Origin of the sequence: Niallia sp. M35 (assembly GCF_050971705.1) — a bacterium.
In the GTDB taxonomy this organism is placed as follows: domain Bacteria; phylum Bacillota; class Bacilli; order Bacillales; family Cytobacillaceae; genus Niallia; species Niallia circulans_A.
Map to the genome: position 1 here is coordinate 170,755 of NZ_JBPCEP010000011.1, position 26,009 is coordinate 196,763.

Consider the following 26,009-nt stretch of genomic DNA (forward strand, 5'->3'; position numbering starts at 1 on the left):
GACAGAAAATAGCAAACCCATTGACTCTACCCTTAGAGGAGAGTTTACACTTAATGTTTGTAGATACTTCTTAAGGAGACGAACATTATGCTTAGACAGAATATTACTCTTTCTATTTTACTTATAAATTTATTCATTGCCTTTCTCGGTATTGGTCTGGTTATTCCTGTAACTCCTACGATTATGAATGAGCTTCATCTTTCTGGAGCGATTGTTGGTTACATGGTGGCAGCTTTTGCGATTGCCCAGCTTGTTGTTTCTCCTATAGCTGGTCGCTGGGCCGATCAATTTGGTAGAAAGCGCATGATTGTCATTGGACTACTTATCTTCGGAGCGTCTGAATTATTATTCGGACTTGGGAAAACGGTCAGTATTCTTTTTCTTTCACGTGTGCTTGGCGGGATTAGTGCGGCGTTTATTATGCCTGCTGTTACGGCTTTTATTGCCGATATTACTACAATGGAAGCTAGACCGAAAGCACTTGGCTATATGTCTGCTGCTATTTCCACTGGATTTATCATTGGCCCAGGAATTGGCGGATTTTTAGCAGAAATTGGGACGCGTATGCCTTTTTATTTTGCCGGAATCTTAGGCTTTACAGCTGCGATTCTCTCCTTTTTCGCCTTAAGGGAACCTGAGCGACGTACAGAGGAAAATCAAGCAAATGCAGAAAAGGTGGGCTGGCAGCGAATTTTCGTGCCTATCTATTTTATTTCTTTTCTCATTATCTTTATTTCATCCTTTGGATTATCTTCCTTTGAATCACTATTCTCGCTTTTCGTCGATCATAAATTTGGATTTACGCCAAAGGATATTGCAATTATCATAACAGGTGGGGCAACGGTTGGGGTTATTGCACAAGTAGCCTTATTTGAAAAATTGACAAAGTGGATGGGCGAAATTCTGTTAATTCGATACAGCCTGCTTTTTTCCACTATACTAGTCTTGCTTTTAACGATCGTACATTCGTACTCTCTCATTCTCCTTGTTACGATTATCGTTTTTGTTGGCTTTGATTTAATGCGACCAGCCGTGACGACCTATCTTTCTAGAATCGCGGGAGACGAACAAGGCTTTGTTGGCGGGATGAATTCCATGTTCACAAGCATTGGTAATGTATTTGGCCCGATTATTGGAGGAATATTATTCGATATTGATTTAAATTATCCTTTCTATTTCGCAGCTGTCTTTTTAGCGATCGGTATCGCCTTGACTCTTATTTGGAGACAAAAATCATTAGCTAAATCTTAGAATGGATGGAGTTGATTAAGATGGAAGAGAAACTTTACTCCATTGGAGAAGTCGCAAAAGTAGCGAATATTACCATTAAAGCACTTCGCCATTATGATAAAATCGGCTTATTTAAGCCTGCTTATGTCGATCCCCAAACGAATTATCGTTATTATCGGGATACTCAATTATACCGTCTTGATATTATTAAATTGCTTATTTCAATCGGCACACCTCTTGGGCAGATTAAAGAAATCCAAGAAACAGATAACTTGGATTTCGTCGCTTTTTTGGAAAAACAAGAAGAGCTAATATCTGAAAAAATTGCTTCTTTACTGGAGACGCAACAGTCCATTCGAGAGCTCCGCGAAGAATTGCAAAGACAAGAATATCCGTTTGGAGAAATCATCCTAATGGAAAAGGAAGAACAGGCCATTATCCAAACAAGCGTTAAAAATATTGGACCACAGAACATTCTTAATCCTTCCTATAGCAACCTAAAGAAAGCAACAAAGGAAGAGTTTCGCAACAATGGCTATGGCTCCATTATTCCATTCAAACAATATGAAAAAGTGGAAGAGATCACTTATAGCTATCTTTACACACCAGTCCCTTTACGAAAACAGCTATCCAGCCTTTCCAATGAAGCAGAGCGAGCAGTTATTCCGAAGGGGACATATGTATGTATCAAATTAAAATCCTCCATATTTACAGAGTATTTTCAAACCTTGCAAAAGCTCCTTCACTATGTCCAGGAACAAAACTTAACCGTGACCAGCGACATTTACGAAACATTCTCGGTGGGGCTTTACCATAAGAAAGAAGAATATATTAGTGAATTTAGCGTGCGGGTTGCGGAGGATGAGAGCAGGAAAAATAATGTTGGATAACTTTTTTGGGGCTGTTAGCTTAAGGGATTATGGCACTTAGCCTGCTCTGTTACCGAATATATGAGTAGCAGTAACAAAAGGGAACGGAGAGACTTCCTATGTTACCTTTTGCTAAGGATACCTGGGGAAATGGGATTAGAGAGCTGTTCTCTGTTACTGGAAACATTGGATGCTGGCGATAAAGGGCGCTGAAAACCTTTCTCTGTTAGCTAGGAGAACTTTCGTCCAATAGCTCAGAGAACTTCTCTCTGTTACAGGAAGCATCCTCCTTTTTCAATAGATACAAGCTTTTAAGTCGCAAAAATACATTCCATGCAAAAAAGTCAGGTCCTAGACCCGACTTTTTTATTTGCATTTCTTTTCCTTTGGCAAAAATAATACTTCGAAATCTTCTAAATCATCAATACCGTCTGCTTCTAGTTTCTTACCGACAGCGGCTACCAATAATCTCATTCCTTCTTCGACTTTTGCTTGCTCGCTTGGCTGCAAATGATCTAAGACGGATCCCATTATTTGTTGATTGGGCTTTGGGGATTTTTCTTCAATTCTCTTTACCATTCTTTCTGTTAACATAATCTGAACGGAGCGTTTGTCATTCGGATTCGGTTTCTTTATCAGAATGCCCTTTTCTGTCAGTCGTTCTACAATATCCGAAACAGTACTTTGTGTGATACGCAGATTTTGGGTAAGCTCCTTCACACTTATTTTTTTATGAAGGAAAACTTCTAGGATGAGACGCGCTTGAGGAGCAGTTAGTCCATGCTCTTCTGCGTACCTTTGGCGGCTCTTCATAATAAATCGATTCAAAAAATCAATCGATTCCCAAATGTATGTCGGCCTATCTAACATTTCTTAACTCCTTTCTATAAGAAGCTGGAAGAAAAACTCGCAACATTCTAGCGAGTTTTTCGATGAGAATCTTTTTATTACGATGCTTCTTCAAACTGGCTATTATAAAGCTCAGCATAAAATCCATTTTTCTCGATTAATTCTTTATGTGTTCCGGCTTCGATAATATCGCCGTCTTTCATGACAAGTATTAAATCGGCATTTTTAATTGTTGAAAGTCTATGGGCGATCACAAAGGAAGTTTTTCCTTCTGTCAGCTTATCCATTGCTGTTTGAATCAGTAATTCCGTACGGGTATCCACGGAGCTAGTCGCTTCATCTAGGATAAGTAATGGCGCCATTTTTACCATGGCACGTGCGATGGTGATAAGCTGTTTTTGACCTGCTGATAAACTTGTTTTGTCATCCAAGATAGTATCATAGCCGTTTGGCAATGTTTTGATAAAATGATGCAAGCCAACTGCTTTGCAGGCAGCTTCTACCTCTTCATCTGATACTCCTTCTCTTGAATAGACGATATTGTCGCGAATAGACCCTTCAAATATCCAAGTATCTTGCAGCACCATACAGAAAAGCTCATGCAGGGCCTCTCTTGTCATTTCGTTGGTTGGAATCCCGTCAATTGTGATCTCGCCGCCATTTATTTCATAAAAGCGCATCAGCAAATTAATTAATGTTGTTTTTCCAGCGCCAGTCGGTCCTACGATTGCGACCTTCTGGCCAGCGGCTACTTGTACGGAAAAGTCTTCAATGATTGTTTTATCTTCACTGTAGCCAAAGCGGACATGCTTAAATTCCACATCACCTTTGATATTTGCCAATTTTGCTGTTTTCTCCTCTTCTACTGCTAGTTCTTCTTCGGACAAGAACTCAAACACACGCCCACTTGCTGCTGCTGTGGATTGCAGATTTGTCGCTGCTTGCGCAATTTGTTGCAGCGGCTGTGTAAATAAGCGAATGTACAGCATAAAGGCAACAATAACACCAAATGAAATATGGCCATTTACAGCAAGAGCAGCCCCGACAATACATACAACCACATAACCAAAGTTTCCAATAAACATCATTAATGGCATCATCAGCCCTGACATAAATTGCGATTTCCACGCACTTTCATATAATCGTGTATTGATAGCAAAAAAGTCATCCTTCGCCTGCTGCTCTGCATTATAAGCTTTCACGACATTATGGCCAGAATAGATTTCTTCAATATGACCATTTAATTTTCCAAGCTCTTGCTGCTGTTGAGCGAAGTATTTCTGTGATTTCGAAATAATAAAGAACATAAACGCAAAACCAATAAAGGTGGAAAGAATAGCTGCAATTGCCATAATCCAGTTGGTGTAGAACATCATGATTAAGGAACCGACGAACATAGTAATAGCCGTAATTAAGCTGCTAATACTTTGGTTCATCGTCTGTCCCACCATATCGACATCATTTGTAACCCGGCTAAGGACATCACCTGTTGTTGTATTATCAAAATACTTTAAAGGCAGACGGTTAATTTTTACCGAAATGTCTCTTCTTAATTGTTTTGAAATTCTCTGGGTGACAGTTGCCATAATATAGCCTTGCACATAGTTAAAAATAAAGCCTAAACCGTATAGGAACACCAACAGAATCGCTACATCATATACAGCATCTAGATCAATGTCTCCCATCAGTCCTGCTGTAATATAATCCGTCATTTTGCTTAGCTGATCAGGACCGATAATGCTAAAAATTGCCGCTGTCATCGCCAGAATTAAAGCAAAGATGATAATCGGAAAGTAAGCTTTACAGTAAATTACCAGCTGCTTTAAACTGGAAAAATTCATCCCTTTTGCACGCGGAGGAATCGATTTTGCTGGTTGGTTCCCCAACTCCTCATTTTGGGTTGGATTTTTCTCTTCTTTTACTTCGTTTTTCTTAGCCAATTTCGAGTTCCTCCTTTGATAATTGTGATAAAGCAATTTCTTGGTAAACATCGCAAGTTACCATTAATTCGTCATGTGTACCCATTCCAACTACTTCGCCTTTATCTAATACCAGAATGCGGTCAGCATCCTTAATCGTTCCAATTCGCTGTGCCACAATAATATTAGTGGCATCTTGGATCTCTTCTTTCAGTTTAGAACGGAGGACACGATCTGTTTTATAGTCTAACGCGGAAAAAGAATCATCAAATAAATAGACTTCTGGATCTTTATAAATGGCACGTGCAATCGATAATCTTTGTTTCTGTCCACCAGAAAGATTGGTTCCACCTTGTGAAATCGTCGCCTCATATTGCTGATCCATTTTTTCAATAAAGTCTTTTCCTTGCGCAATTTCCACTGCTCGTTGGATTTTTATCTGTTCCACTGAATCCTTATCTTCCTCTCCAAACGTAATGTTGGAAGACACAGAGCCACTGAACATAACTGCTTTTTGCGATACATATCCAATTTTGTCTCGTAATGCTTCTAGCTTATAATTCTTCACATTTAGACCATCTACCAAAATTTCGCCCTCGGTTGCTTCCATAAAGCGAGGTATCAAGTTCAACAGAGTACTTTTTCCGCTCCCAGTAGAACCAATAATCGCAACAGTCTCCCCTTTAGAAGCAGTAAAGCTAATATTTCGGAGAATATAATCACTCGCTCCAGGGTATTTAAAGCTCACATCGCGAAATTCAATCTCTCCTACTTTGTCTCCATTTGTTTTTGAACCACTCTTAATTTTCACATCGGTATTCAGGACTTCGTTTATTCTCTTAATCGAAACTGCCGCACGAGGAAGAAGAACAAATGTAATGGAAACCATCATAAACGCCATAATGATTTGCATCGCATAGGAAGAAAAGACAACCATGTCTGAGAATATCGGTAAGCGGTCTGCCATTGCCGCATTATTGATTAACACTGCTCCAATCCAATAGATGGCAAGCGTCATCCCCGACATTATCAGGGAAATCGTCGGCATCATCAGGGCCATGATTCGAGAAGTGAATAAATTTGTATCCGTTAATTCCTTATTTGCTTTCTCAAATTTTTCCTCATGATAGTTTGCTGCATTATATGCATGAACAACCCGGATTCCGTTTAAATGCTCTCTTGTTACCATGTTAAGATTATCCGTTAACTTCTGGATAACTTTGAATTTTGGAAGAGCAACTAGCACAATCGTAGCAATCAGCACTAATAACACCGCAATTGCCACGCCTGTAGCAGCGGTCCATTCCCAGCTTTTCCCGGTAATTTTTAAAATTCCCCACACGGCAATGATCGGTGCTTTAATAACAATTTGTAAGCTTAATATAATCAGCATTTGAACTTGCATAATATCATTTGTCGAACGAGTTATTAAGCTAGCTGTTGAAAAACCAGACAGCTCTTCCATTGAAAAAGATAATGTCTTATCAAAAACCTTTTTGCGCAGACGATTCGAAAAGCCTGCGGCCACTTTCGCAGCAAAGAAAACCGTGATAATCGAAGCAACCATACTTCCGATCGCACAAAGCATCATAAATCCGCCTTGAGCTAAAACGTCGCTTAACTCACTTCCCTCTGTCTGCACTAGTCTTGTAATTTCAGACATATAATCTGGCAGCTTTAAATCAAGCCATACTTGTAAAATAATAAAGACTAATGCACATGAAATGAACATCCAGTCCTTTTTTTGAAAGTTTTTAAAAATATTTATCATGAATCCATTCCTCCCCCTGCAGCCATACATCAATCTCACCAAATACATCGTATCCGATATATCGTATGCGATTATATTAATGATTTTAGAGTTCGATGTCAAACAAAAGCTTTTACCAATTAAAAAACAGCCCTCAAATTCAAGGGCTGTCTGTTTATTTAATAATCTCTTGGACTCTGCTCTTAAAGCTTTTGTATACATATGTCCAAATAGCTGGCTCGGTGCGATATCTCTTCTGTAGGCTTTCGTAAAAATCTTTTTGTTTTTCCGCAAATGTTGGATCCTCTTTTGCAGGAAGCTTGGCACGCCCTTCATTAACTATTTCTTGGACTTCTGGTGCACGCGGTCCCCATTTGCCAATTAACTCGCCTTGTTCATTTAAAATAAGCACCATAGGAATCGCTCTGCCGCCGTTTGTTAAATGGCGATCAATTAAATCTGTATCTGCATCTCGCAATGCCACATGCATTGGCAAATCCGCCGCTTCTACTATTTTGCGAAGAACAGGATTAATCACCATCGCATCGCCACACCAATCTTCCGTAATCGTTAGGAAATGTAACTTATGCTTTTTTAATTCTTCGGTAAAACCATCTTGCGGCAAAGAGAAGTTTTCATATACTTCATGGCTTTCCTCTTTTAATGTACTCATGTTTTCCATATATGTTTGAATCGTTGTGCCTTCTTCAAAATATTGTTGCTCTGTCTTCATTATGGTACACGCTCCTTTTCTATGTAGACCTTCTCTATTATTTTACTATGTCTATGTGTTTCATACTATTTTGACGATTTGGGATAAATTGCTTTTTTTGATAGATGAATGTATAGGGCTTTGTTACAATTAACTTAACAAGATTTCTTAAGATTGGAGTTATGGCATGAAGAAATTTTTTTCAACACTAGGAATGGCTTTGATTGGAGGAGTATTTGGCGGAGCACTTATGCTCACTCTTTTATCGCAAGAATGGACTATCACGAATATTCTTCTTGGAGTCGTTTGTTTCCTTGCATTTTATATTATACATATTATTTTACATGAAGGTGGACATCTTATTTTCGGAAAATTAACTGGCTATTCCCTTGTCTCCTTTCGCGTTTTTTCCTGGATGGTCGTTGCCACTAAAGACGGTTTAAAGTGGAAAAAGCTGCATGTGCCAGGCACATTAGGCCAGTGTTTAATGGCTCCTCCCGAATATGTGAAAGGCAAGTATCCCTTTAAGTTGTATTTATGCGGCGGAGTTATCATAAATTTTCTCAGTAGTTTAGTGGTTGGCGGCATTGCTTTGATTGTATACGGGAATGCTTTTCCTATCCCTGTCACTCTATTCGTACTCCTTGGCCTCTTTATTGGAGTCACAAATATTATTCCTTATGGTTTTAACGATGGGATGACATTAAAAATGGCGTGGAGCAACGAAAAAAAGCAATGGCAGCTATTTAGTCAATTCTATATTAATGCGCAAACTTCCAATGGCATTTCTTATCAGGAGCTGCCAGAAGAACTATTTGCACTGCCCGATGGCGATGATGGGAAGGATTATTTTTCCCAGTGGGGACTGTGCATGCAACAAGTGCGCGCAATGGACCGCCTCGATTTTGAAGAAGCAAAGAGAATTAATGACTTACTGTGGGCAAGGAAAGACGAGTTAATCTCCCTTTTCCGAGTGGAGGTTGCCAAAGAGCGCTTGTTTTTGTTAACTGTGCTGGAAGGTGACAAAGAAGAAGTCCAATCTATTTATAAGAATAAAGAAGTAAAACGCTTCTTAGCAATCAAACAGATGAGCAATAAACGAATTGCCGCCGCATATGAGTTGCACGTAAATGGCGATCGCCAAAAAGCAACTGCGCTTTGCGAAGAAGGAGCTCAGTTGGAGAAGCATAATCCGAATATGACGGATATTGTGCTAGAGAAGCGATTGATGAAGACTTTGTTGGCAGGATGAGTTTTGGTGGGGTGGGATTGAGTTGGTTTGGGTTGGGGGTTGGCTGATATTTTCTCAGTTTGGCTGATTCCTCCCTCAGTTTGACTGATATTTTCCCAGGTTGGCTGATTCCACCCTCAGTTTGGCTGATATTTTCCCAGGTTGGCTGATTCCTCCTCCACTTTGGCTGATATTTTCCTAGGTTGGCTGATTCCTCCTCCACTTTGGCTGATATTTTCCTAGGTTGGCTGATTTCTCCCTTACTTTGGCTGATATTTTCCTAGGTTGGCTGATTCCTCCTCCACTTTGGCTGATATTTTCCTAGTTTTGGCTGATTCTACCTCTACTTTGGCTGATATTTTCTCAGGTTGGCTGATTCCTCCTCCACTTTGGCTGATATTTTCCTAGGTTGGCTGATTCCACCCTCAGTTTGGCTGATATTTTCCTAGGTTGGCTGATTCCTCCTCCACTTTGGCTGATATTTTCCTAGGTTGGCTGATTTCTCCCTTACTTTGGCTGATATTTTCCTAGGTTGGCTGATTTCTCCCTTACTTTGGCTGATATTTTCCTAGGTTGGCTGATTCCTCCTCCACTTTGGCTGATATTTTCTCGGTTTGGCTGATTCCTCCCTCAGTTTGACTGATATTTTCCCAGGTTGGTTGATTCCACCCACGCTTTCCGCTGATTCCACCCTAACTTTAGCTGATCCTCTTCCCGCTTCTCCTAATATATCCATAACTCGGCTGACCTTCGCCCAAACTTTCGCTAATAAAGTGTATTTTCTTATATCCTCTCATCCATTTCATCGAATATTCCCTTCACTCCAAAAAAAGCTCCAATAAAAGTCTATAATTAGACTAATTGGAGCTTCTTTTTATTTTATTTTTGCCTTTTTGTATATGCTCTACCTATCTTAGCTTCTTCAGACCATCTTGCTGAGGCAATGCCGGGTACAGCTCCTTTTAATAAAGGATCTTTTGTTTCGTTCATCCAATTTGCCACTTTTTCGCGCAATTGCCTTGCTACTTCAGAGTATGCAGGATCATGGATAAGATTTTTATATTCTAATGGATCTTTTTCTAGGTCATACAACTCTTCTGCCTCATTTGGTACATAATATTCTTTGCGAACCTCAGCTCCTGATGGGCTGCTGTGGATATCCATCGGCATATAAATTTTGGGACCATCCTCAAAATTTTTCACATACTTATATTTCTCTGTCCGCACTCCGCGCATTGGATGGTAATTATCATGCCAGGTTAATTCACAAAAGAAGTCCTCACGAATTTTCTCATTAGATTGTTTTAATAATAATGGAGCAAAGCTTTTCCCATCTAAATCATCGGGAATCGGTAAGCCCGCTAAGTCTAATAATGTGGGCATAATATCAATATTGCAAAGTAATTCCGTCGAAACAACATTTTTCCCAAACAGTTTTGGATTATAGAAAATTAAAGCTGTTTCTAATCCTGCTTCTTTCAACGTTCCTTTTGCCCTTGGGAACGCTATTCCGTGATCTGTTGTATAAATAACAATTGTATTGTCTATTAAACCTGTTTCTTCTAATGTGTCCATAATTCTTTTTATTGCAGCATCTAGCACTTTTACAGAACCATTCATTAACGCAATTTCCTTACGAATGGCTTCCGTGTCTGGTAAATATTCTGGTACTTCTACTGCTGAAATTTCATCTGCAAATGGTTCATACTCATCAAAAGTACGATGTGTTTCCCAAAATCCAATATTTGCAAAGAAGGGTTTACCATCCTCCTTTTTTTCTCGCAGGTATTTCACTGCACTATCTGCAACTTGCGGCGCTCTTGATCCTTCAATTTTCTCATAGCGGTCATATCCTAGCTTATAAGAAGAAGTCCAAGTGCCTCTTTCTGTGTGTCCTACTGTCTCATGGCTAAATCCAATTAAAGCTGATTCATAGCCAGCCTCGGAAAATTTAGTAGGCATTGTATCGATGCTTTCCTCTATTCCAAACTCATAATGCGCTAGACCAATTAATCCATTATTATGTGGATACAAACCTGTTAAGATACTACCACGACTCGGACTACATTGAGGTGCTGGACAAAAGAATTGATCAAAGCGCACCCCTTCTGCAGCTAATCGATCAATTTCAGGAGATTCAACAGCTTTTCCATAACAGCCTAAATGTCTACCTGTATCATGCGAAATCATAAAAACAATATTAGGTTTATTCATTTATATTCACTCCTTTTATTCTCCTACTATTTCTTCAATCTCTGTTTTGATAATAGATACATGTGGTCCATAAATTACTTGAACTCCATTTCCACGTAACATTACTCCCTTAGCACCTGTACCTTTTAATACAGCTTCTGATACTTTCGAAGAATCTTTGACGGTTACGCGCAATCTAGTTGCACAATTATCAACTTCGGATAAATTATCTTTTCCACCTAATCCAGAAATAATGGTTGCAGCTCTGCTACTTCCATCTGTTGCGGCAGCTGCATCTTCTGCCAACTCCTCGTCCTCTCTTCCAGGTGTTTTATAATTAAATTTCACAATTAGAAATCTAAATACTACATAATAAACAACAAAGAAGACTATCCCTATTAGGGGAATCAGAATCCAATTTGTTTTATCGTTTCCTTGTAGAATTCCAAACAAAGTCAAGTCAATTAATCCAGCAGAGAAGGTCATTCCCACTGTAATATGGAAGATATGAGCTATCATATAAGATAGTCCCCAAAAAGCTGCATGTACTACAAATAACACTGGCGCTACAAATAAAAAGGCAAACTCCAACGGTTCTGTAATACCAGTTAAAAAGGAAGTCAATGCTCCTGTTGCCAGTAAACCAAATATCTTCTTTTTATTCTCTGGTTTCGCTGTATGATACATCGCTAAGGCTGCCCCAATTAATCCAAACATCATTGGGAAGTATTTCCCACTCATAAAACGTGCTGTTCCAATGTAATACTGTTCAACATTTGGATCTGCTAATTGAGCGAAGAAGATATTCTGCGCTCCTTGCACAACATTCCCCGCGACCTCTAACGTCCCCCCAAGGCCGGTTTGCCAAAAAGGTAAATAAAAGATATGGTGCAATCCCAAAGGCCCTAATAACTTTACAACAAACCCAAATAAGAAGGTTCCAAAATATCCTGTTTTATCTACAAGTCCACCTAATTGAGCGATTCCTTCTTGAATTGGCGGCCATACTATATACATGGCTATTCCAAGGAAGATGGATACAACAGAAGTAATGATAGGAATAAAACGGGATCCACTAAAAAATCCTAAAAACTGTGGCAGTTGAACTTTATTGAATCTGCTGTGCAGCATGTATGTAACTAAACCAGCTATGATACCGCCAAATACACCTGTTTGTAATGTCTGAATTCCTAATGTCATGCCCTGCCCAACGCCAGCTAAGTTTTCAGTAGCTAACTTATTGGTAATTTGTAACATTGCATTTAGCGATGCATTCATTACAAGGTAGGAAAGAACGGATGCAAGTCCAGCAACCCCTTTATCGGATTTTGCTAGGCCAACCGCAATTCCAATAGCAAAAATTAAAGGTAAATTTCCAAATATAATGTTTCCCGCGGAACTCATTATCGTAAAAATCGCCTGTAAAATCGTATGATCTAAAAATGGATAAAGAGCAATTGTATTAGGGTTAGAAAAAGCACCCCCAATTCCTAATAAAAGTCCTGCGGCAGGTAATACAGCAATTGGAAGCATAATTGCTTTCCCAAACATTTGAAACTTACCAAAAAGCTTGTTAAACATATTTTTTTCTCTCCTCTCACACTGGCCCCTGTTCTGTTGTGACTCTCGATTTTTTAGTTGTTTATTCATTTCAAGGTACAATTGATAAGTGCTATCTTTTCCAAGAAGTATATGCAGTTCATCCTCCCGAAATAGTGCTGCGTACACTCCCTGTAATGACTTTAATTCCTCTAGCCTTACCTGATCCTCCCTCACTAGCCCTAACCGTAATTTAGTTGCACATGCCTCGGCATACTTAATATTTTCAATGCCTCCAAGGTGTCTCATAATATTTGCGCATATCTGTTGGAAATCCATTTGAAACCTCCCGTAAATAGACCTGTTAAACTAGTGCAATCTTTCCTCTTGTTGTTGCTAGCAATAGAAAAAGGCAAGACCTAAAAAGACAGAGAGAATATTTCTCTATCTTTTTAGGTCTTGCCTGATTGAACAGTAACAATCCCCTGTATTCTACTTATTGCTTTTGTCCCAAAGTCTTTGAATATGCAAGGTTAAAAACCCAACTTCTGATTCTGGCACTTCGTATTGATATTCTTGATTTAAAAACACCGCTAGCACTTCTGAGCATTCATATGCTCTCTTATATTTACTCTTCACAATATCGAGCATCTCGTCATCCATCTCATGAAATGCCTCATTTTTTTCCATTCTACTGATAACAAATTCTAAATGCGTTAAAAATCGATGGTATGTTAAGGAATCCTTATCAATTTCCATATTAAGCTGACTTGCAACAATATCCAATAAATCTTGTAAGATCATCGTTCGCTTTAAAGGGACATCTACATTATTCGAATTCATTGTTCCCGTATGGATATGTAAGCCTATATATCCAGCCTCATCAATAGGAAGTTGAATGCCAAGTTTTTTCTCTACTTGGTTAATCGCCCATACCCCAATTTCATACTCCTTAGGATATAAAATCTTTACTTCACTTAATAATCTATTGCGAATGGCTATCCCTTTTTTCATCCGATCAATGGCAAATGCCAAATGATCTGTTAGCGCAATATGAATATGACTATTCAGCTCAACTTCTAAAAATTCCTCCGCATAAGAAATAATTTCTTCTGCTATCGTTATATAGGATTCTGGCAATGACTCTAGCAATTCCTGAAATTGTTTCGTTTCATTTTTCAAGATAAAAATCTTTTCAATTTTACTCTCTTGAATTAAATCATTCTTCCCTTTTTGAAAGGCAATACCTGCACCAAGCACAATTTTTTCTGTGCCCTCTTCTATAATAACTACTGCATTATTATTCAATATCTTATTAATCCTAAGCATTATCCCATCCCCTTTTTCAAATGAAGGGTTTTATTATAAAGAGGCAATTAGAACTTCCTCAATTCCAGCATTCCCTTGCTCCTTATATTTCTTTTCCAGACTCTTCACATTATCTCTATTCAATATAACCATTGGGGTTATAGTGCTAGCCGCATTTTCTTCCACTTTCTCTAAATCGAATTCAACAAGTATATCTCCAATAGATACTTGATCGCCTTCTTTTACATGAACGATAAACCCTTCTCCTTTCATATTAACTGTATCCAACCCAATATGAATCAGAATTTCTAAACCATTATTACTTTCCAATCCTATAGCATGTTTCGTTGGAAACACTTGTTTTACTGTTGCTTCGATCGGAGCAACTACTTTTCCTTCAGCTGGGACAAAAGCGATCCCATCTCCCATCATTTTTTCAGCGAAAACAGGATCCGGAACTTCTTCTATTGGAATGACCTTTCCTGTGATTGGTGCTTTTAATCTTTCTTGCTTTGCTTTATTGTTTCCAAATAGTTTACCTAGTACCAATTTCCATACACTCCTTTATTTTGACAAAAAAAGACCTAAAACAACTAGAGAAACATTCCTCCCAATTGTCTTAGGTCTTGCCTGATTGAACAGTAACAAATCCTCGATATATTAATTGACTTTATCTTATAATAGAATAAAAGCGTTGTCAATCATTTTTTGTATTCGCTTACTATCTATTTATTAACTTTCCAATTTTCTCGATTGTGTATGGATAATACGTTTTATAGTTTTAACAAATATAATCCTTCACCATTTGTTTATGCGCCTCATTAAGTCAATTCCTCAGGCACCCTCTGTAGCAACAATTTCTGGCATTAGGCCCTAGGACTTCTTTACGTTCATTTTATCTCCCTCAATCTACATTAAATAGTACGAATGAGTTTTCTGTTCTTCCATTCACATCATAACACACTTTTATCCAAAACGGATGAAAGTGTGCAAATTAATAAATAAACTTGTGAGGAAAAGGCTATTATATAAATTAGTAGCTCACAAGTTTTCAGAATAAGAAATGATAGTTTCTTTCCATTCATCAAATGAATTTACTTCACATAGTTGAATCATCAGCTCTTTATTATGCACTAATTCTTGTATGAATAGTAACAAATCTCTAACCTCACTGCTTTTAGCTTGTGCAATAGTAAAAATTATTTTAACAGGTAAGCCTGACCAATCAATCGGTTTCTTTAGAATCCCTATGCCAATTTTCGTTACTTCTGAGCAAAGTTCTATGGGGTGAACAAGGGCAATTTGATTTCCAAAAGCTGTACTAGCCAAACTTTCTCTTATTAAACAAAGTTCTTCAAAATTTGGAGGCGTTATTCCTGTTTTCCCTATTAAATCACACATTTTAGTAATTGCCTCTTTTTGGTCATTACAGTCCAAATTACTCTGAAACAAATCCTTAGAAAAATACTTATCTAGTATATATTCTGTTTTCACCTTAGACTTTTCTTCTAGCAATTTTCGTTTCTCCTCTTCTGTGAAAAAAGGACTAATCACTTCTATTGGTATGTTATTTATGTCAACAGGAACAGTGGAGAATATAATATCAGGATTAAAGGCTATAACATCTTCTTGATGATATAAAGAGAAGTTTTTAATCATATGAGCTTTTGGAAATGTTTGCTCTATCTTAAATTTAAGTAATTGAGCCGTACCTTGCCCAGTTGTACATATAATAGCTATTCGATTGAAGTTCTTATCATCAAATTTTTTAAAGTCTCTTTCTAGAGCCAAACCAATATGCATTGTCAAATAAGCTATGTCATCATCAGTTAACTGACACTTAAAAATGGAATTCACCTTTTCCGCTAACAATACTGCTAGATTGAAAGCAAAGGCAAATTGTTTTTTTATATCATGAAGAATGGGATTCCTCAAATGAATGTCTTTCATAATCCTTCCTATCAAAGGACGCAAATGAATAAGAAGGCCAGACCGAAGCTTCTGATCCTTCCATAGAGAAATATCATACATCGATTCTATCTTTTCTAAAAAACTATCAATAATCATATTTATTCTTGCATCCGATATATGCATTCCAGCCTGGCTATCATTTTGAAAAATTTGACCACTAATATGAGAATATACATAGACTATTTCAGCATCAGACATTTTCATTGTAAATACATTCTCTACCTTTTCTATAATCGATTGAGAAACTTCATGCTCTAACGAACCTTCCGTCATATTTTCTGTGGGAATATCAATAGGATGCCCTGCTAAAACACGTCTAATCATAATTTTTATATGATAAATAATATTCTGAAGCACTATATCTGAACAATTAATATCTCTAATTTTCCATTCCTTCACAATGAAATCTTCAATAAAAAATAACTTTGGCGTTCCATCTAAATATATTTTTGGTCTAAGCATGTTAGCAATAGCTAACCTTTTCCCTAACTCCGTGCCACTTATTTTAAATCCGTAATGTGGCTTACTCTTTAACACTAATCCATATGTTTGAATTTCCTTTTTCAACTTAGAAATTATGCTGCTCATTTTGCTTCTGCTTACATAATATTCATCACATAATTCTTCTAGTTTTACATACTTAACCTCTTCAATCAGTCTTTTGAATACATTTTCTAATAGATCAGAAGAAGAAAAGAAGGGCGTATCACTAACCCTGGTGATACTTTTTAATATTTCTTCTCTATTGCTCGTACGAAGATAATATCCTTCTCCTCTTTTGGCCACTATCTTACTATTAAATTTCTCTAAAAAGACGTTTATGCTACCTATTGAATTTCTGATTGTTTTTTCGCTTACGCCAAATGCAAACATTAAATTTTTAATAGGTATATATTGCTCTTCTCTAAGAAATTCTTCCAGTAATTTCATATCTTTCTCTATTAAATTCATGTTTATCATCCTTTTTTAAATCCAATAAAAATTACGTACGCTTATCATATCGCTGTGGCACGACATCTCCCGTTTCAAAGAAGTGTTTCAGCATTTTTTCTTTAAATCTTTGAATAACAGGGGCATATTTTTCATCATTAATCTTGTTGCATGTTTCATATGGATCTTCTGTTAATACATAAAACTCGTCTTGTTCATACAAACGGTAGATATATTTATAAGATTGATCCCGAATCATCATAGCCTTCGTATGCTGCGGCATTTTTGTTTGTTCTATCGTTCTAGCCCAATATTCATTACTTGGATCATGACCTGCATCCATACAATGTGATTCCCCTTCTAATCTTCCACCTTCAGAAAAAACTACCTCTCTATGCTCCTCTTTTCCTTCTAATACAGGTTTAAGAGACTTTCCAAAATGAGTATAATCAGGTGTAATACCAGCAATATCTAAGATAGTTGCCTGAATGTCGATTAACTCTGTCAAAGCTGCAGTTACCCTTTGCTTCACTTCCATACCTTTAGCAGGCTTAATAACGAGGGGCACATTTGTTAACATATCTTCAAAGGTATTCTGGTTTTTCTCTGCTATTTCATAATCTCCCGTATAATCACCGTGATCACTAAAGAAAATAAACAAAGTATCATCGTATAGTTTTTTATCCTTTAATGTCGCAATCAGCTCCCCAATATAGTGATCAAGTTCTGTTCCCATCGCATAATAGACGTGTTTCATTTCTCTTAATTGTTCGTCTGACCAATTATATAGCTTCTGGTTTTCTCTTATCCCCCTTAAAATGCTAGGTTTTAGTTTCCACTCTTCTTCTGTAAGGCGAATTGGATTTGGTATATCTTCTTTCTTAATTTGCTCATACCATTTCTGATCTACTTGATAAGGTGGATGAGGAAGACTTAAGGCCAGATAAACACAGAAAGGATTTTCTTCATATCGTTCTTCCTGAAGAAATTCGATGGCATTATTAATTTGTTCCCAATCTAACTTAGCAGGGCTTTCTTTTACTCCCTTAAAATGAGAATAATCGAAGTCTTTGGACTCCTTCTTTTTTGGTTGAGCTTCTCTCATTTTGCGGAAAAATTCTGCATACTGATTATCCCTTGTAGAACAATATTCTGCAACATCAACATCGGCACGTAAAAAATCATTACGTCCGCCCCAATATACGTGATATCCTTCTTTTTTTAATGTCTTTAATATATTCGGATCCTCTTCTCCCATTAAATGGTGCATCGTTCTAAAACCTTTTGTATGTGGATACCAACCTGAAAGAAAGGAACTTCGACTTGGGACACAAACAGGCAGTTGACAATATGCATTCGAAAAACCTACACCATCTTCTACTAAACTATCAATATTGGGCGTTACCGTTGTAGTATTACCTGTATAACTAATGGAATCTGCTCGCCATTGATCTGCTACTATCATTACAATATTTGGCCTTTTCATACCCGCAACAAGAAAGATTATCTTTCTTGTCATCCACCTCCTATTTCAAACTTTTGTTTTTTATAAAAATAAGTGGGAACTAAATTATTCCCACCTATTTACATTACTGTATTAGTTCTTCTATTCTTTTAAGCACCTTGCTTCCTTTTGCCATCGCATAATCTCGGCTGTCAATGACTTCGCATGGCTTCCCATTTGCATCTGCTACTTTCTTTACCGTTCTTAATTTATGACGAATTTGTGGTCCTAATAAAACGACATCAAATCGGTCAATTAAGTTCTCTAGTTGATCAACTGGATGGGCTTCTACTGTCCAATCCGCTTTTTCCGGACCAAACGAATCTCTAATACTTTTTTCTAGGATACTTGTTGAAATTCCGCCTGCACATACTAATAAAATATTCATTATAATACCTCCGTAAGTTTTTCTATTAAGTCTCGCATCGTAATGGTTGTCATTAAATGATCTTGAGCATGGATTAACAATACACTTATTTGAACTCCATCCCCCCCAGCTTCAGCTGCTAATAACGTAGTTTGTTTCTTGTGAGCTTGATTTAATTCTTCTTTCGCTAACAACATAAGTTCGTTTATTTTATCTTTCTTTTTAGGCTTTATATAATCCATTGATTCTAAAATGTATGCTCTTGCATTTCCACTATATAGGATAATTTCCATACACAGTTGTTCTAAATTCATTTTTGTCTCTTCCATCTTCGCTTTCATTCCTTCCTTATTGGACGCTTATGCCACTTTCTTGATCATTACTTCTTGCTGTCATTTGTTCTTCCTCTTGTTCTTCTTTCATCATGTCTTTCTCAAAACTCTTATGAAATGGATAATATATAGCAATGTCCACAAGAATGATTATCAAGGCAACCAATCCTGCTTTGACAGATGCAGAAGCTGCCATCGCAATTAAGATAACTGGTGTTTGGGCTGGTACATTTAAGATAGGATAATTAATAAAATGGAACCAATCAAATGCTGCATAAGTAATTATTGTATTAATAACCGGCACAGTAACAAATGGTATGAACAATTTCGTATTAAAAGGTATTGGTGTTCCGAACATCGTTGGTTCACTAATATTAAACACAGAAGGAATAAAGCCAATTCTTCCTATTTGCTTCAACCCTTTAGATTTACTAAAAAGATTAAGGAAAGCTAGAGCAAAGATTCCTGCTCCTCCAATCAAAATAAATCCAAAGTGTACCGGTGTAGTAAATACCTTGTCATAAGGAAGCCCAGCTGAATAGTTATTAAGATTCTCAACGATATTTTGAAGTTCTATCGGTAATATAATGGGCATAATGATACTTCCGCCATGTATTCCCATAAACCAAAATAAGTTTATTATGAGCATGAACAAACCAACTAAAAATACATTATCAAAATTATTTACAAGCGGACTAAAGATAGTAGTAATTAATTCAGGAAGCTTCACTCCATATAAAGCAGTTAATATACCGTTAATAAGGATGAAAACCAATACCGTGACAATACCTGGTAAAATTGCATTAAATGAAGTTTTCACATAAATCGGTACAGAATCAGGAAATTTAATGCCTATATCTTTCACATGAAATAACCGAATGATTTCTACAACAATTATCGAAATAATAATCCCTGAAAATATACCCGTAGCGCCAAATGCACTCATATTAACTTGTAAGGTGGCAACATCATTAATCAGTATAGAAGTTGGCTCTCCTACAATGAAAAAATAAATCATCAGACTAGTAATTAGGGCACCCAGCTCATTCAGCTTATAATGTTTGGCTAAATTATATGTCAACCCCATTGTGAAAGCGATGCCAATTATTCCAGTAGAAATATCATTTATTCCTCTTATCCATAAATGATTGTCCCCCCAATTCGCCCAACCTACAAGCATCTTAGCAAATATACTCTCTGAATCAAAAACTACTTCAGGAATCGGCGGCTTCCCAATAATAACTCCTAAGGCTCCAACAATAGTCAGTGTAAGCGTAGCCAAAATACCTGTCATAATAGCCTTTAAATAACGATTGCTCGATGCCCAATCTGCTACTGGCCCCATAACCTTCTCTATATTTCCCATCATTTTATCAAACATTTTTATTCCCCCTTTATCTTTTATTTTGTTTTAACTTCTATCTTCATTATAGATAAGCACCATATTAGTTCCATTTAGATATTTACCAGATAAACTGGAAAAAGAAAAAGACATGCTTTTTACATGCCTTTTTTACTTTATATATGAAAATATGAGTTAGCTAACTCCCATGCTGTGTCAATGTTTGGCTGATATTTTTCTAGTTTTGGCTGATTTCTCCCTTACTTTGGCTGATATTTTCCCAGGTTGGCTGATTCCTCTCCCACTTTGCCTGATATTTTCTCAGGTTGGCTGATTCCTCCCTCACCTTGCCCAATAATTAATGGATAATGAGTACATTTTCATTCTCTACTCATCATCCATTCGAATATTTATCCTGATTGCTTATGGGTTTTGATACTTTCTTCCTCTATTTTCTCCTATACTTCGCAAATTCATTCTTACTAGCATTTTAGCAGCTGTTTCACGTGAGGATATGTTGGCAAATTGCCGGAATTCTTTATTTGTAATAGTGGCTTTTATTAATAAAAAATAATCGTTCACTGTTTGGTGATGGGCATTTTTGTCATATGTGTGGCAGTGAGGACAGAACCATTTGCGTTTTTGACGTATCATCGCAAATTTTTCGCATGCTGGGCATTGTACACCTGTGATGAGGTCACTTTGTGGGATTCCATATTTTCTTAGTAGATCGATACTTTCAGGAGTGTTATTTTTCAAGAGATTTTTGGATACTTTGCGGAGGAGCTTCCCTTCTACCACAGTCACTTTATATTTTTGAGAGAGATTGTCCCATTTTTCTAAAAAACTATGACTGTGAATGACTTTATCTCTGATAGCTGGACTTCCTTTTAATATAGTAGATGAACTGCTGAATATTATGATGAATTCGATGGGGATTGGCGGGAGATTATGCAGTTGAAAGTACTTTTGCAATTGACGTTGGTGCCTTTTTGCTTGGGAAATTGGATTCGAATAGCCTTCTACCTTTTCATCTACTTTGCGAATCATCTGATTAAAGTTGGAGTCAATCTCTACTTCTCCATAATAGTTTTTGCATTCGACAATAAGAGCAAATTTTTGCGTGAGGATGAGATAGTCCATCTGGAAATATGTTTTTCCATCGTAGAGGCGAAGATTATGAATGATGAGGCAATCTTTGTCTGGCAAAAATTGAAAGTAATACTTCATATCTTTCTCACCCCGATAGCCTGCTAACAATTTCCTTAAATCTTCCATTACATTCGGTCTAAGCTTATACGTTTCTTTTAATCTTTTGATTAGAATTTCCGTAGTTTTTAATCTATTGCTCTTACCAATTTCGTTTATAAACAATTTACCACTTCCTTTCTCTATTTCATTTATTCTATTTGTTTGCTTGAAAATCCTTTTTTTGGTGGGGAGAGGGATTGGGGTTGGCTGATATTTTCCTAGTTTGGCTGATTCCACCCTCACTTTGGCTGATATTTTCCCAGTTTGGCTGATTCCAACCTCACTTTGGCTGATTCCTACTCTACTTTGGCTGATATCCCCCGCACTTTGGCTGATTCCACCCCAACTTCGACTGATATCCGCTGATTTCCTCGCCTGCTTCAGCAAAATCCACCCCAATCAAGCCAATTCTCCCCCATATTTCAGTCCATTCACATCAAACTTCTCCAACCACCCCGCTCAATTAGTCAAACTATCTTAAAACTCTTCATAAACAGCTGGATCTTGATCGGCAATTCGCCCGTCAGCACGGGTTAGGCTGGAAATTTTATTCATTTCGTCTTCGTTCAGTTTAAAATCGAATATCTCTAAGTTTTCTTGTTGGCGTTGAGGGGAGCTTGATTTTGGGATTGGTAATGCTCCTAGTTGGGTGTGCCATCTAAGGATGACTTGGGATATTGTTTTTCCATGGGCTTCTGCTATTTGTTTAATTGTTTCGTTTTCTAACACGTTATTGGCGCGGCCGAGCGGGCTCCATGATTCGGTTACAATACCGTTTGCTTTATCGTAGGCCAGTTGTTCTTTTTGAGAGAAAAATGGGTGGAGCTCTACTTGATTAATGCTTGGCAGTACGCCGGTTTCTTTTTTCAAGCGGTCGAGATGCTCTGGCAGGAAGTTACATACGCCGATGGAGCGGATGAGTCCCCATTTTTGGGCATCAATTAAGGCTTGCCATGCCTCTACATATAAGTCTGTTTTTGGGTTTGGCCAGTGAATTAGGAATAAATCGTAATAATCTAATTTGGTGCGGTATAGTGATTCTTGGATGGTATAGATGGCTTTGTCGTATTGATGATGGCGTCCTGGAAGTTTGGAGGTAATAAATAACTGTTGTCTGCTTACGGTGCTACGGCGAACTGCTTCTCCAACTGCGCCTTCATTTTCGTAATTGAATGCAGAATCTAGTAACCGATAGCCCATGTCTATTGCTGATGTCATGGCCTGAACCCCAGTTGCTCCTCGTAAATTATAAGTACCAAAACCAATTGCTGGAATAACAAGACCGTCATTAAGCGTGATTTGTGGAATAGTTGTATGCATGATTAATATCCTCCTTCTATGAATTAGAAAAGATTTCCTCTTCAAAAAAAGTATAGTGGAAACCTAGTAGCTAATTCTAGTGATATGCTTTCAGCAAGTTATCTTTACTTCAAAATATTTCTTCATTTTCCGAGACTGTATGTTAAAATATAGGATATATATTAAAAATTGTATAGGGAGGGAAAAGTATGAAAAGCACAGGAATTGTTCGTAAAGTGGATGAATTGGGTCGTATTGTTATTCCAAGAGAATTGCGAAGAACATTAGGAATTGAAATTAAAGATCCTTTAGAAATTTTTGTCGAAGGGGAAAAAATTGTCTTCCAAAAATATAAAGCTTTTGAAGAATGTGCCATTACAGGAGAAGTCTCCCCCGATAATATCACGGTTGGGAATGGAAAGCTTGTGTTAAGTAAAGAAGGCGCAGCATTATTAATGAAAGAGTTGGAAACTGTCTTTGCAAGTGAATCACAGAAGTAAACTTTATAATAGGACAATTCCACCTTTTTCAATCACAGCGGAATTGTCTTTTTCTATGGAAATCGATTCATTAAGAAGGGCAGACTCTCGCCTAGGAGGAACTGCAGACTACTACATTTCTTCCTAATTTCTTCGCCTTATATAGCATTTGGTCACTCTCTTTTATTAATTCGTCTAGTGATTTCCCCGCAGAAAGACCACCTATTCCAACAGAAACGGTTACTTTTCCATTAGGCTGTGTCTCTTCCCCAAAGAATCGATACTCTTCCACATTTTTCCGAAATCGCTCGGCAATAGTTGCAGCTGTTGGCATATTCGTTATTTTGGTAAAGCACATTATAAATTCTTCGCCGCCATATCGAGCAAACACGTCTTCTTGTCTCATCGTATCATTTAATAACTGTGCAATCGTACGTAGTACAGCATCACCAGCTGGATGCCCATGGGTATCGTTATATTTTTTAAAATAATCCACATCCATCATGGCAATGACAATGGGAACATTATGCTGCATTAATTTTTCAACATTGGTCCGAAAAAAACGAAGATTGTATAAATCGGTCATACTATCATGTCTTGAATAATATTCTAGTTCTTTTCGTAATAATTGTTTTCTACTTACCCCATTTTGCATAAAAAAAATGCTGAGAACGGCAATGAACTCGAATACTATCAGGACAATTACTGTCATAAACGAAACATGAGTTGTCTGCAGAATAAGGAATAACCTTAAGATCTGGTAGCAGAAAAATGCGCTTAGCATATGCTTCATATTTACAATGGAATATGGTGGATTATGGGACTTCTTATTTTTAAAAAAAGCGCCTATTATAAAGGGCAGGATGATTGCCTGAAATATTCCTTCCATTACAACGGTTCCACCAAGCTGATAACGATATAAAGCCGGTAGGATGGTCGAGATTAATCCACATTTCCATCCCAATAAATAAGAAATATAAAAAATCGGAACACCTCGTAAATCCAATCGCACCTCCCCATAAATTAGTGGTTCCCACATGGCTGCAATACTTAATAGACTAACAACGATTGGAGTAACCCACATATACTTGAGAATATTTTTATATCGCAAGACAAGATATTCTTTTAACTGAAGTGCCAAAAACATAAAAGCAATTATTAATGTCATATTATTTAAAAAGGCATGGAACGTTATTTTAATGTCAATCACCCTATTTTCATGTTATCTCTTGTTGAATTGCGAATGATTATCCACTCTAGTTACATGGAAACTATTCCTACTTTTGTCCCTGTAAAAGATGCTTATTCCTAGGGGATATTTATTCAAGAGGATTTATAGAGGAATCACTTTACACATTTGAAAGGAAGTATCCCAAAACGAGCAATTAATGACGCGGTGCAAAAACCATTATCATTACACCTATTAAACAAATTCCTGCCCCTATCCAGTCATATATATCTGGTGTTTTTCTATCTATGCCCCACCCCCATAATACGGAGAGAATAATAAAAATTCCTCCATATGCAGCATATACTCTACCAAAGGACATAAAAGATTGGAAGGTTGCAATAACACCATATAAAACGAGCGATATCCCGCCAAAACTCCCCCAATAATAGGGTTTTCCTTCGCGAAGCCATTGCCAAATAAGATAGCCTCCACCAATTTCGGCTATACCGGCGATGATAAATAGAAGAATTGTCATGTCAAACCACCTAAGATTTTAGTATTTCCTTTATTATACCAAATTGGAGGCAGTTTAATGGTCGCTTTCTCTCCTGCTTCTTTTCAATAATTTCACCGTAAATTGATGAAAGAGAAGGAGCGTGACATAAAGAACTGGATAAGTAAATATAGAATATGATTGCTTCCAACCATTTAAATAGAAGGTACCGCTCCAAATAAATATCGTTTCAAAGATCATGGCAAGGACGACCAAGACAAAAACATAAACTATCTTATTCCTGAGCCTCTTTTTATACGGAAAGCAATTGAGAAAAATAATATTGACCGCAGGGTAAATTCCCAGAATATAGATAAAGCTTTCCCAATCCGGTCCTTTTTCGAAGTAACCATAGATATTATATTTCAAACTAAGATAGATATCTGTTAATAACTGAATTAACATCGCAAATAGTGTTGTTGTCAACATTTCAATAGGAGTTAAACGTTTTGGTATGCTATAGGCTAGCGTATTAAATAAAAGCACAATAAGGATAAGAACGAGCATGGAATAGACTCCAATCTATACTAAAATGTTCTTTCTTATCCTTGCCGAAATCAGATAAATTACTCGTCTTCTTGCCATTTCATAAATAGTTTTGTTACTAAATATCCACCAATATATAGGAGCAAATAAATCAAGAAGATATGAAAAAAGTTAACCCATTTATATGGTTCAAATAATCCAATGCTTGTTAACAATGGTTTAAAGCCAAAACCAAAAATGGCTGCTAAAATGACGGCATATAGATAGAAGTTCTTTCCGTGTTTTAATGTCCATTGAAATACTAGCATAACCGCAACTGGAATAATCGACCCATCTAACGAAAAGCTTGGTAAGAAAGGAAGCATTTGATATGGATAGGCCCATAACCCAAAACGAATACCAGTTGCATCTGCATAGAAAAATAACATATGCACGGCGAATCCAAAGAAACCAATGATGAAAATCCGCTTGCGGTCAATGGTAAAATATAAGACGATCAGGGGAACAACTAACATAAGCAGCACCACCCAAAATTGCCATGAATCTATGTTTGAATACAAACTCCAATACTCTTGCGCCTCTTTTGTATATTTTTCTTGAATGGAAACTAATCGATCAAAAAAGGAACGTTGTTGGTCATTCATCTGATCACCTCAGGAATTATTTTCATTTTTGTAGTATGAGCTTTTTTTTAGAAAATATTTCTCCCTCGCAAAGCTTATTA

Annotated in this window: 24 protein-coding genes; 4 read left to right on the plus strand and 20 right to left on the minus strand. The window is 37.2% G+C overall.

Annotated elements, in window-relative coordinates; translation table 11 throughout:
- The first annotated feature begins 87 nt into the window (after window positions 1-87).
- Complete coding sequence (locus NiCM35_RS16835) at window positions 88-1,251, plus strand: MFS transporter (RefSeq protein WP_095332598.1); 1,164 nt, start codon at window positions 88-90, stop codon at window positions 1,249-1,251.
- Between the two features lie 20 nt (window positions 1,252-1,271).
- The gene (locus tag NiCM35_RS16840) at window positions 1,272-2,120 is read left to right on the plus strand and encodes a MerR family transcriptional regulator (protein WP_164463726.1); all 849 of its coding nucleotides are present in this window, start codon (window positions 1,272-1,274) and stop codon (window positions 2,118-2,120) included.
- A gap of 345 nt (window positions 2,121-2,465) precedes the next feature.
- Here the strand turns inward: NiCM35_RS16840 and NiCM35_RS16845 are convergent, their stop codons facing one another.
- The 4 genes from NiCM35_RS16845 to NiCM35_RS16860 form a co-directional block, all read right to left on the minus strand.
- Window positions 2,466-2,969, minus strand: coding sequence for a MarR family winged helix-turn-helix transcriptional regulator (locus NiCM35_RS16845; RefSeq protein WP_095332595.1), 504 nt, complete (start codon window positions 2,967-2,969; stop codon window positions 2,466-2,468).
- 77 nt (window positions 2,970-3,046) lie between these two features.
- The gene (locus NiCM35_RS16850; protein WP_420845917.1) at window positions 3,047-4,888 is read right to left on the minus strand and encodes an ABC transporter ATP-binding protein; all 1,842 of its coding nucleotides are present in this window, start codon (window positions 4,886-4,888) and stop codon (window positions 3,047-3,049) included.
- Window positions 4,881-6,638, minus strand: coding sequence for an ABC transporter ATP-binding protein (locus NiCM35_RS16855; protein WP_123258456.1), 1,758 nt, complete (start codon window positions 6,636-6,638; stop codon window positions 4,881-4,883). Before NiCM35_RS16855 ends, NiCM35_RS16850 begins: the two co-directional genes overlap by 8 nt.
- 154 nt (window positions 6,639-6,792) lie before the next feature.
- Window positions 6,793-7,350 carry a thioredoxin family protein gene (locus NiCM35_RS16860; RefSeq protein WP_123258457.1) on the minus strand — a complete coding sequence of 186 codons (558 nt, stop codon included), beginning with the start codon at window positions 7,348-7,350 and terminating at the stop codon, window positions 6,793-6,795.
- A gap of 166 nt (window positions 7,351-7,516) precedes the next feature.
- Here NiCM35_RS16860 and NiCM35_RS16865 point away from each other — a divergent pair, with 166 nt between their 5' ends.
- Window positions 7,517-8,581, plus strand: a complete 1,065-nt coding sequence (locus NiCM35_RS16865) for a zinc metalloprotease (protein ID WP_123258458.1) — start codon at window positions 7,517-7,519, stop codon at window positions 8,579-8,581.
- A 547-nt stretch (window positions 8,582-9,128) separates the two neighbouring features.
- Here the strand turns inward: NiCM35_RS16865 and NiCM35_RS16870 are convergent.
- The 12 genes from NiCM35_RS16870 to NiCM35_RS16925 form a co-directional block, all read right to left on the minus strand.
- A complete protein-coding gene (locus NiCM35_RS16870; RefSeq protein ID WP_433780207.1) occupies window positions 9,129-9,296 on the minus strand; it encodes a hypothetical protein in 168 nt (55 codons plus the stop codon).
- Between the two features lie 143 nt (window positions 9,297-9,439).
- A complete protein-coding gene (locus NiCM35_RS16875; protein ID WP_433780209.1) occupies window positions 9,440-10,774 on the minus strand; it encodes a sulfatase family protein in 1,335 nt (444 codons plus the stop codon).
- A gap of 15 nt (window positions 10,775-10,789) precedes the next feature.
- Entirely contained in the window at window positions 10,790-12,631 is a 1,842-nt protein-coding gene (locus tag NiCM35_RS16880) for a PTS transporter subunit EIIC (RefSeq protein ID WP_341123370.1), read from the minus strand.
- Window positions 12,632-12,784: 153 nt separating this feature from the next.
- Window positions 12,785-13,621 carry a PRD domain-containing protein gene (locus tag NiCM35_RS16885; RefSeq protein WP_095332580.1) on the minus strand — a complete coding sequence of 279 codons (837 nt, stop codon included), beginning with the start codon at window positions 13,619-13,621 and terminating at the stop codon, window positions 12,785-12,787.
- A gap of 33 nt (window positions 13,622-13,654) precedes the next feature.
- Window positions 13,655-14,149 (minus strand): PTS sugar transporter subunit IIA, encoded by a 495-nt coding sequence (locus NiCM35_RS16890; protein ID WP_095332578.1) that lies wholly within the window; start codon window positions 14,147-14,149, stop codon window positions 13,655-13,657.
- Between the two features lie 492 nt (window positions 14,150-14,641).
- Window positions 14,642-16,522 (minus strand): BglG family transcription antiterminator, encoded by a 1,881-nt coding sequence (locus NiCM35_RS16895; protein ID WP_164463727.1) that lies wholly within the window; start codon window positions 16,520-16,522, stop codon window positions 14,642-14,644.
- A 31-nt stretch (window positions 16,523-16,553) separates the two neighbouring features.
- Complete coding sequence (locus NiCM35_RS16900; protein ID WP_235850328.1) at window positions 16,554-18,020, minus strand: sulfatase family protein; 1,467 nt, start codon at window positions 18,018-18,020, stop codon at window positions 16,554-16,556.
- Window positions 18,021-18,090: 70 nt separating this feature from the next.
- Entirely contained in the window at window positions 18,091-18,393 is a 303-nt protein-coding gene (locus tag NiCM35_RS16905; protein ID WP_095332574.1) for a PTS sugar transporter subunit IIB, read from the minus strand.
- Window positions 18,393-18,686, minus strand: coding sequence for a PTS sugar transporter subunit IIA (locus NiCM35_RS16910; RefSeq protein ID WP_249877593.1), 294 nt, complete (start codon window positions 18,684-18,686; stop codon window positions 18,393-18,395). Before NiCM35_RS16910 ends, NiCM35_RS16905 begins: the two co-directional genes overlap by 1 nt.
- Before the next feature lie 34 nt (window positions 18,687-18,720).
- Window positions 18,721-20,085 carry a PTS sugar transporter subunit IIC gene (locus NiCM35_RS16915; RefSeq protein ID WP_433780214.1) on the minus strand — a complete coding sequence of 455 codons (1,365 nt, stop codon included), beginning with the start codon at window positions 20,083-20,085 and terminating at the stop codon, window positions 18,721-18,723.
- A 384-nt stretch (window positions 20,086-20,469) separates the two neighbouring features.
- A complete protein-coding gene (locus NiCM35_RS16920; protein ID WP_235850325.1) occupies window positions 20,470-21,696 on the minus strand; it encodes a nuclease-related domain-containing protein in 1,227 nt (408 codons plus the stop codon).
- Window positions 21,697-21,774: 78 nt separating this feature from the next.
- On the minus strand, window positions 21,775-22,617 hold the full coding sequence (locus tag NiCM35_RS16925; RefSeq protein WP_095332566.1) for an aldo/keto reductase: 843 nt from the start codon (window positions 22,615-22,617) through the stop codon (window positions 21,775-21,777).
- Window positions 22,618-22,805: 188 nt separating this feature from the next.
- On the opposite strand from NiCM35_RS16925, the gene NiCM35_RS16930 reads away from it, so the two are divergent.
- Window positions 22,806-23,096: an AbrB/MazE/SpoVT family DNA-binding domain-containing protein gene (locus NiCM35_RS16930; RefSeq protein ID WP_047942606.1), complete on the plus strand. Its 291-nt coding sequence runs from the start codon at window positions 22,806-22,808 to the stop codon at window positions 23,094-23,096.
- 91 nt (window positions 23,097-23,187) lie between these two features.
- Here NiCM35_RS16930 and NiCM35_RS16935 read toward each other — a convergent pair whose 3' ends face one another.
- From NiCM35_RS16935 to NiCM35_RS16950, 4 genes are all read right to left on the minus strand, one after another.
- Window positions 23,188-24,285, minus strand: coding sequence for a GGDEF domain-containing protein (locus NiCM35_RS16935; RefSeq protein ID WP_371474136.1), 1,098 nt, complete (start codon window positions 24,283-24,285; stop codon window positions 23,188-23,190).
- A 175-nt stretch (window positions 24,286-24,460) separates the two neighbouring features.
- Entirely contained in the window at window positions 24,461-24,781 is a 321-nt protein-coding gene (locus tag NiCM35_RS16940; RefSeq protein WP_371474138.1) for a YnfA family protein, read from the minus strand.
- A gap of 54 nt (window positions 24,782-24,835) precedes the next feature.
- Window positions 24,836-25,306 (minus strand): CBO0543 family protein, encoded by a 471-nt coding sequence (locus tag NiCM35_RS16945; protein ID WP_095332562.1) that lies wholly within the window; start codon window positions 25,304-25,306, stop codon window positions 24,836-24,838.
- 59 nt (window positions 25,307-25,365) lie between these two features.
- Complete coding sequence (locus tag NiCM35_RS16950; protein WP_171510139.1) at window positions 25,366-25,929, minus strand: CBO0543 family protein; 564 nt, start codon at window positions 25,927-25,929, stop codon at window positions 25,366-25,368.
- Window positions 25,930-26,009 lie beyond the last annotated feature (80 nt).

Excerpts from the sequence above, each read along its gene's own strand:
- NiCM35_RS16875 (WP_433780209.1), bottom strand. The coding sequence starts at position 10,774 with ATGAATAAACCTAATATTGTTTTTATGATTTCGCATGATACAGGTAGA.
- NiCM35_RS16950 (WP_171510139.1), bottom strand. The coding sequence starts at position 25,929 with ATGAATGACCAACAACGTTCCTTTTTTGATCGATTAGTTTCCATTCAA.
- NiCM35_RS16835 (WP_095332598.1), top strand. The coding sequence starts at position 88 with ATGCTTAGACAGAATATTACTCTTTCTATTTTACTTATAAATTTATTC.
- NiCM35_RS16910 (WP_249877593.1), bottom strand. The coding sequence starts at position 18,686 with ATGAATTTAGAACAACTGTGTATGGAAATTATCCTATATAGTGGAAAT.
- NiCM35_RS16855 (WP_123258456.1), bottom strand. The coding sequence starts at position 6,638 with ATGATAAATATTTTTAAAAACTTTCAAAAAAAGGACTGGATGTTCATT.
- NiCM35_RS16895 (WP_164463727.1), bottom strand. The coding sequence starts at position 16,522 with ATGAATTTAATAGAGAAAGATATGAAATTACTGGAAGAATTTCTTAGA.
- NiCM35_RS16905 (WP_095332574.1), bottom strand. The coding sequence starts at position 18,393 with ATGAATATTTTATTAGTATGTGCAGGCGGAATTTCAACAAGTATCCTA.
- NiCM35_RS16865 (WP_123258458.1), top strand. The coding sequence starts at position 7,517 with ATGAAGAAATTTTTTTCAACACTAGGAATGGCTTTGATTGGAGGAGTA.
- NiCM35_RS16945 (WP_095332562.1), bottom strand. The coding sequence starts at position 25,306 with ATGCTCGTTCTTATCCTTATTGTGCTTTTATTTAATACGCTAGCCTAT.
- NiCM35_RS16925 (WP_095332566.1), bottom strand. The coding sequence starts at position 22,617 with ATGCATACAACTATTCCACAAATCACGCTTAATGACGGTCTTGTTATT.
- NiCM35_RS16840 (WP_164463726.1), top strand. The coding sequence starts at position 1,272 with ATGGAAGAGAAACTTTACTCCATTGGAGAAGTCGCAAAAGTAGCGAAT.
- NiCM35_RS16915 (WP_433780214.1), bottom strand. The coding sequence starts at position 20,085 with ATGTTTGATAAAATGATGGGAAATATAGAGAAGGTTATGGGGCCAGTA.
- NiCM35_RS16900 (WP_235850328.1), bottom strand. The coding sequence starts at position 18,020 with ATGACAAGAAAGATAATCTTTCTTGTTGCGGGTATGAAAAGGCCAAAT.
- NiCM35_RS16860 (WP_123258457.1), bottom strand. The coding sequence starts at position 7,350 with ATGAAGACAGAGCAACAATATTTTGAAGAAGGCACAACGATTCAAACA.
- NiCM35_RS16870 (WP_433780207.1), bottom strand. The coding sequence starts at position 9,296 with ATGGATATATTAGGAGAAGCGGGAAGAGGATCAGCTAAAGTTAGGGTG.
- NiCM35_RS16940 (WP_371474138.1), bottom strand. The coding sequence starts at position 24,781 with ATGACAATTCTTCTATTTATCATCGCCGGTATAGCCGAAATTGGTGGA.
- NiCM35_RS16930 (WP_047942606.1), top strand. The coding sequence starts at position 22,806 with ATGAAAAGCACAGGAATTGTTCGTAAAGTGGATGAATTGGGTCGTATT.
- NiCM35_RS16880 (WP_341123370.1), bottom strand. The coding sequence starts at position 12,631 with ATGGATTTCCAACAGATATGCGCAAATATTATGAGACACCTTGGAGGC.
- NiCM35_RS16845 (WP_095332595.1), bottom strand. The coding sequence starts at position 2,969 with ATGTTAGATAGGCCGACATACATTTGGGAATCGATTGATTTTTTGAAT.
- NiCM35_RS16885 (WP_095332580.1), bottom strand. The coding sequence starts at position 13,621 with ATGCTTAGGATTAATAAGATATTGAATAATAATGCAGTAGTTATTATA.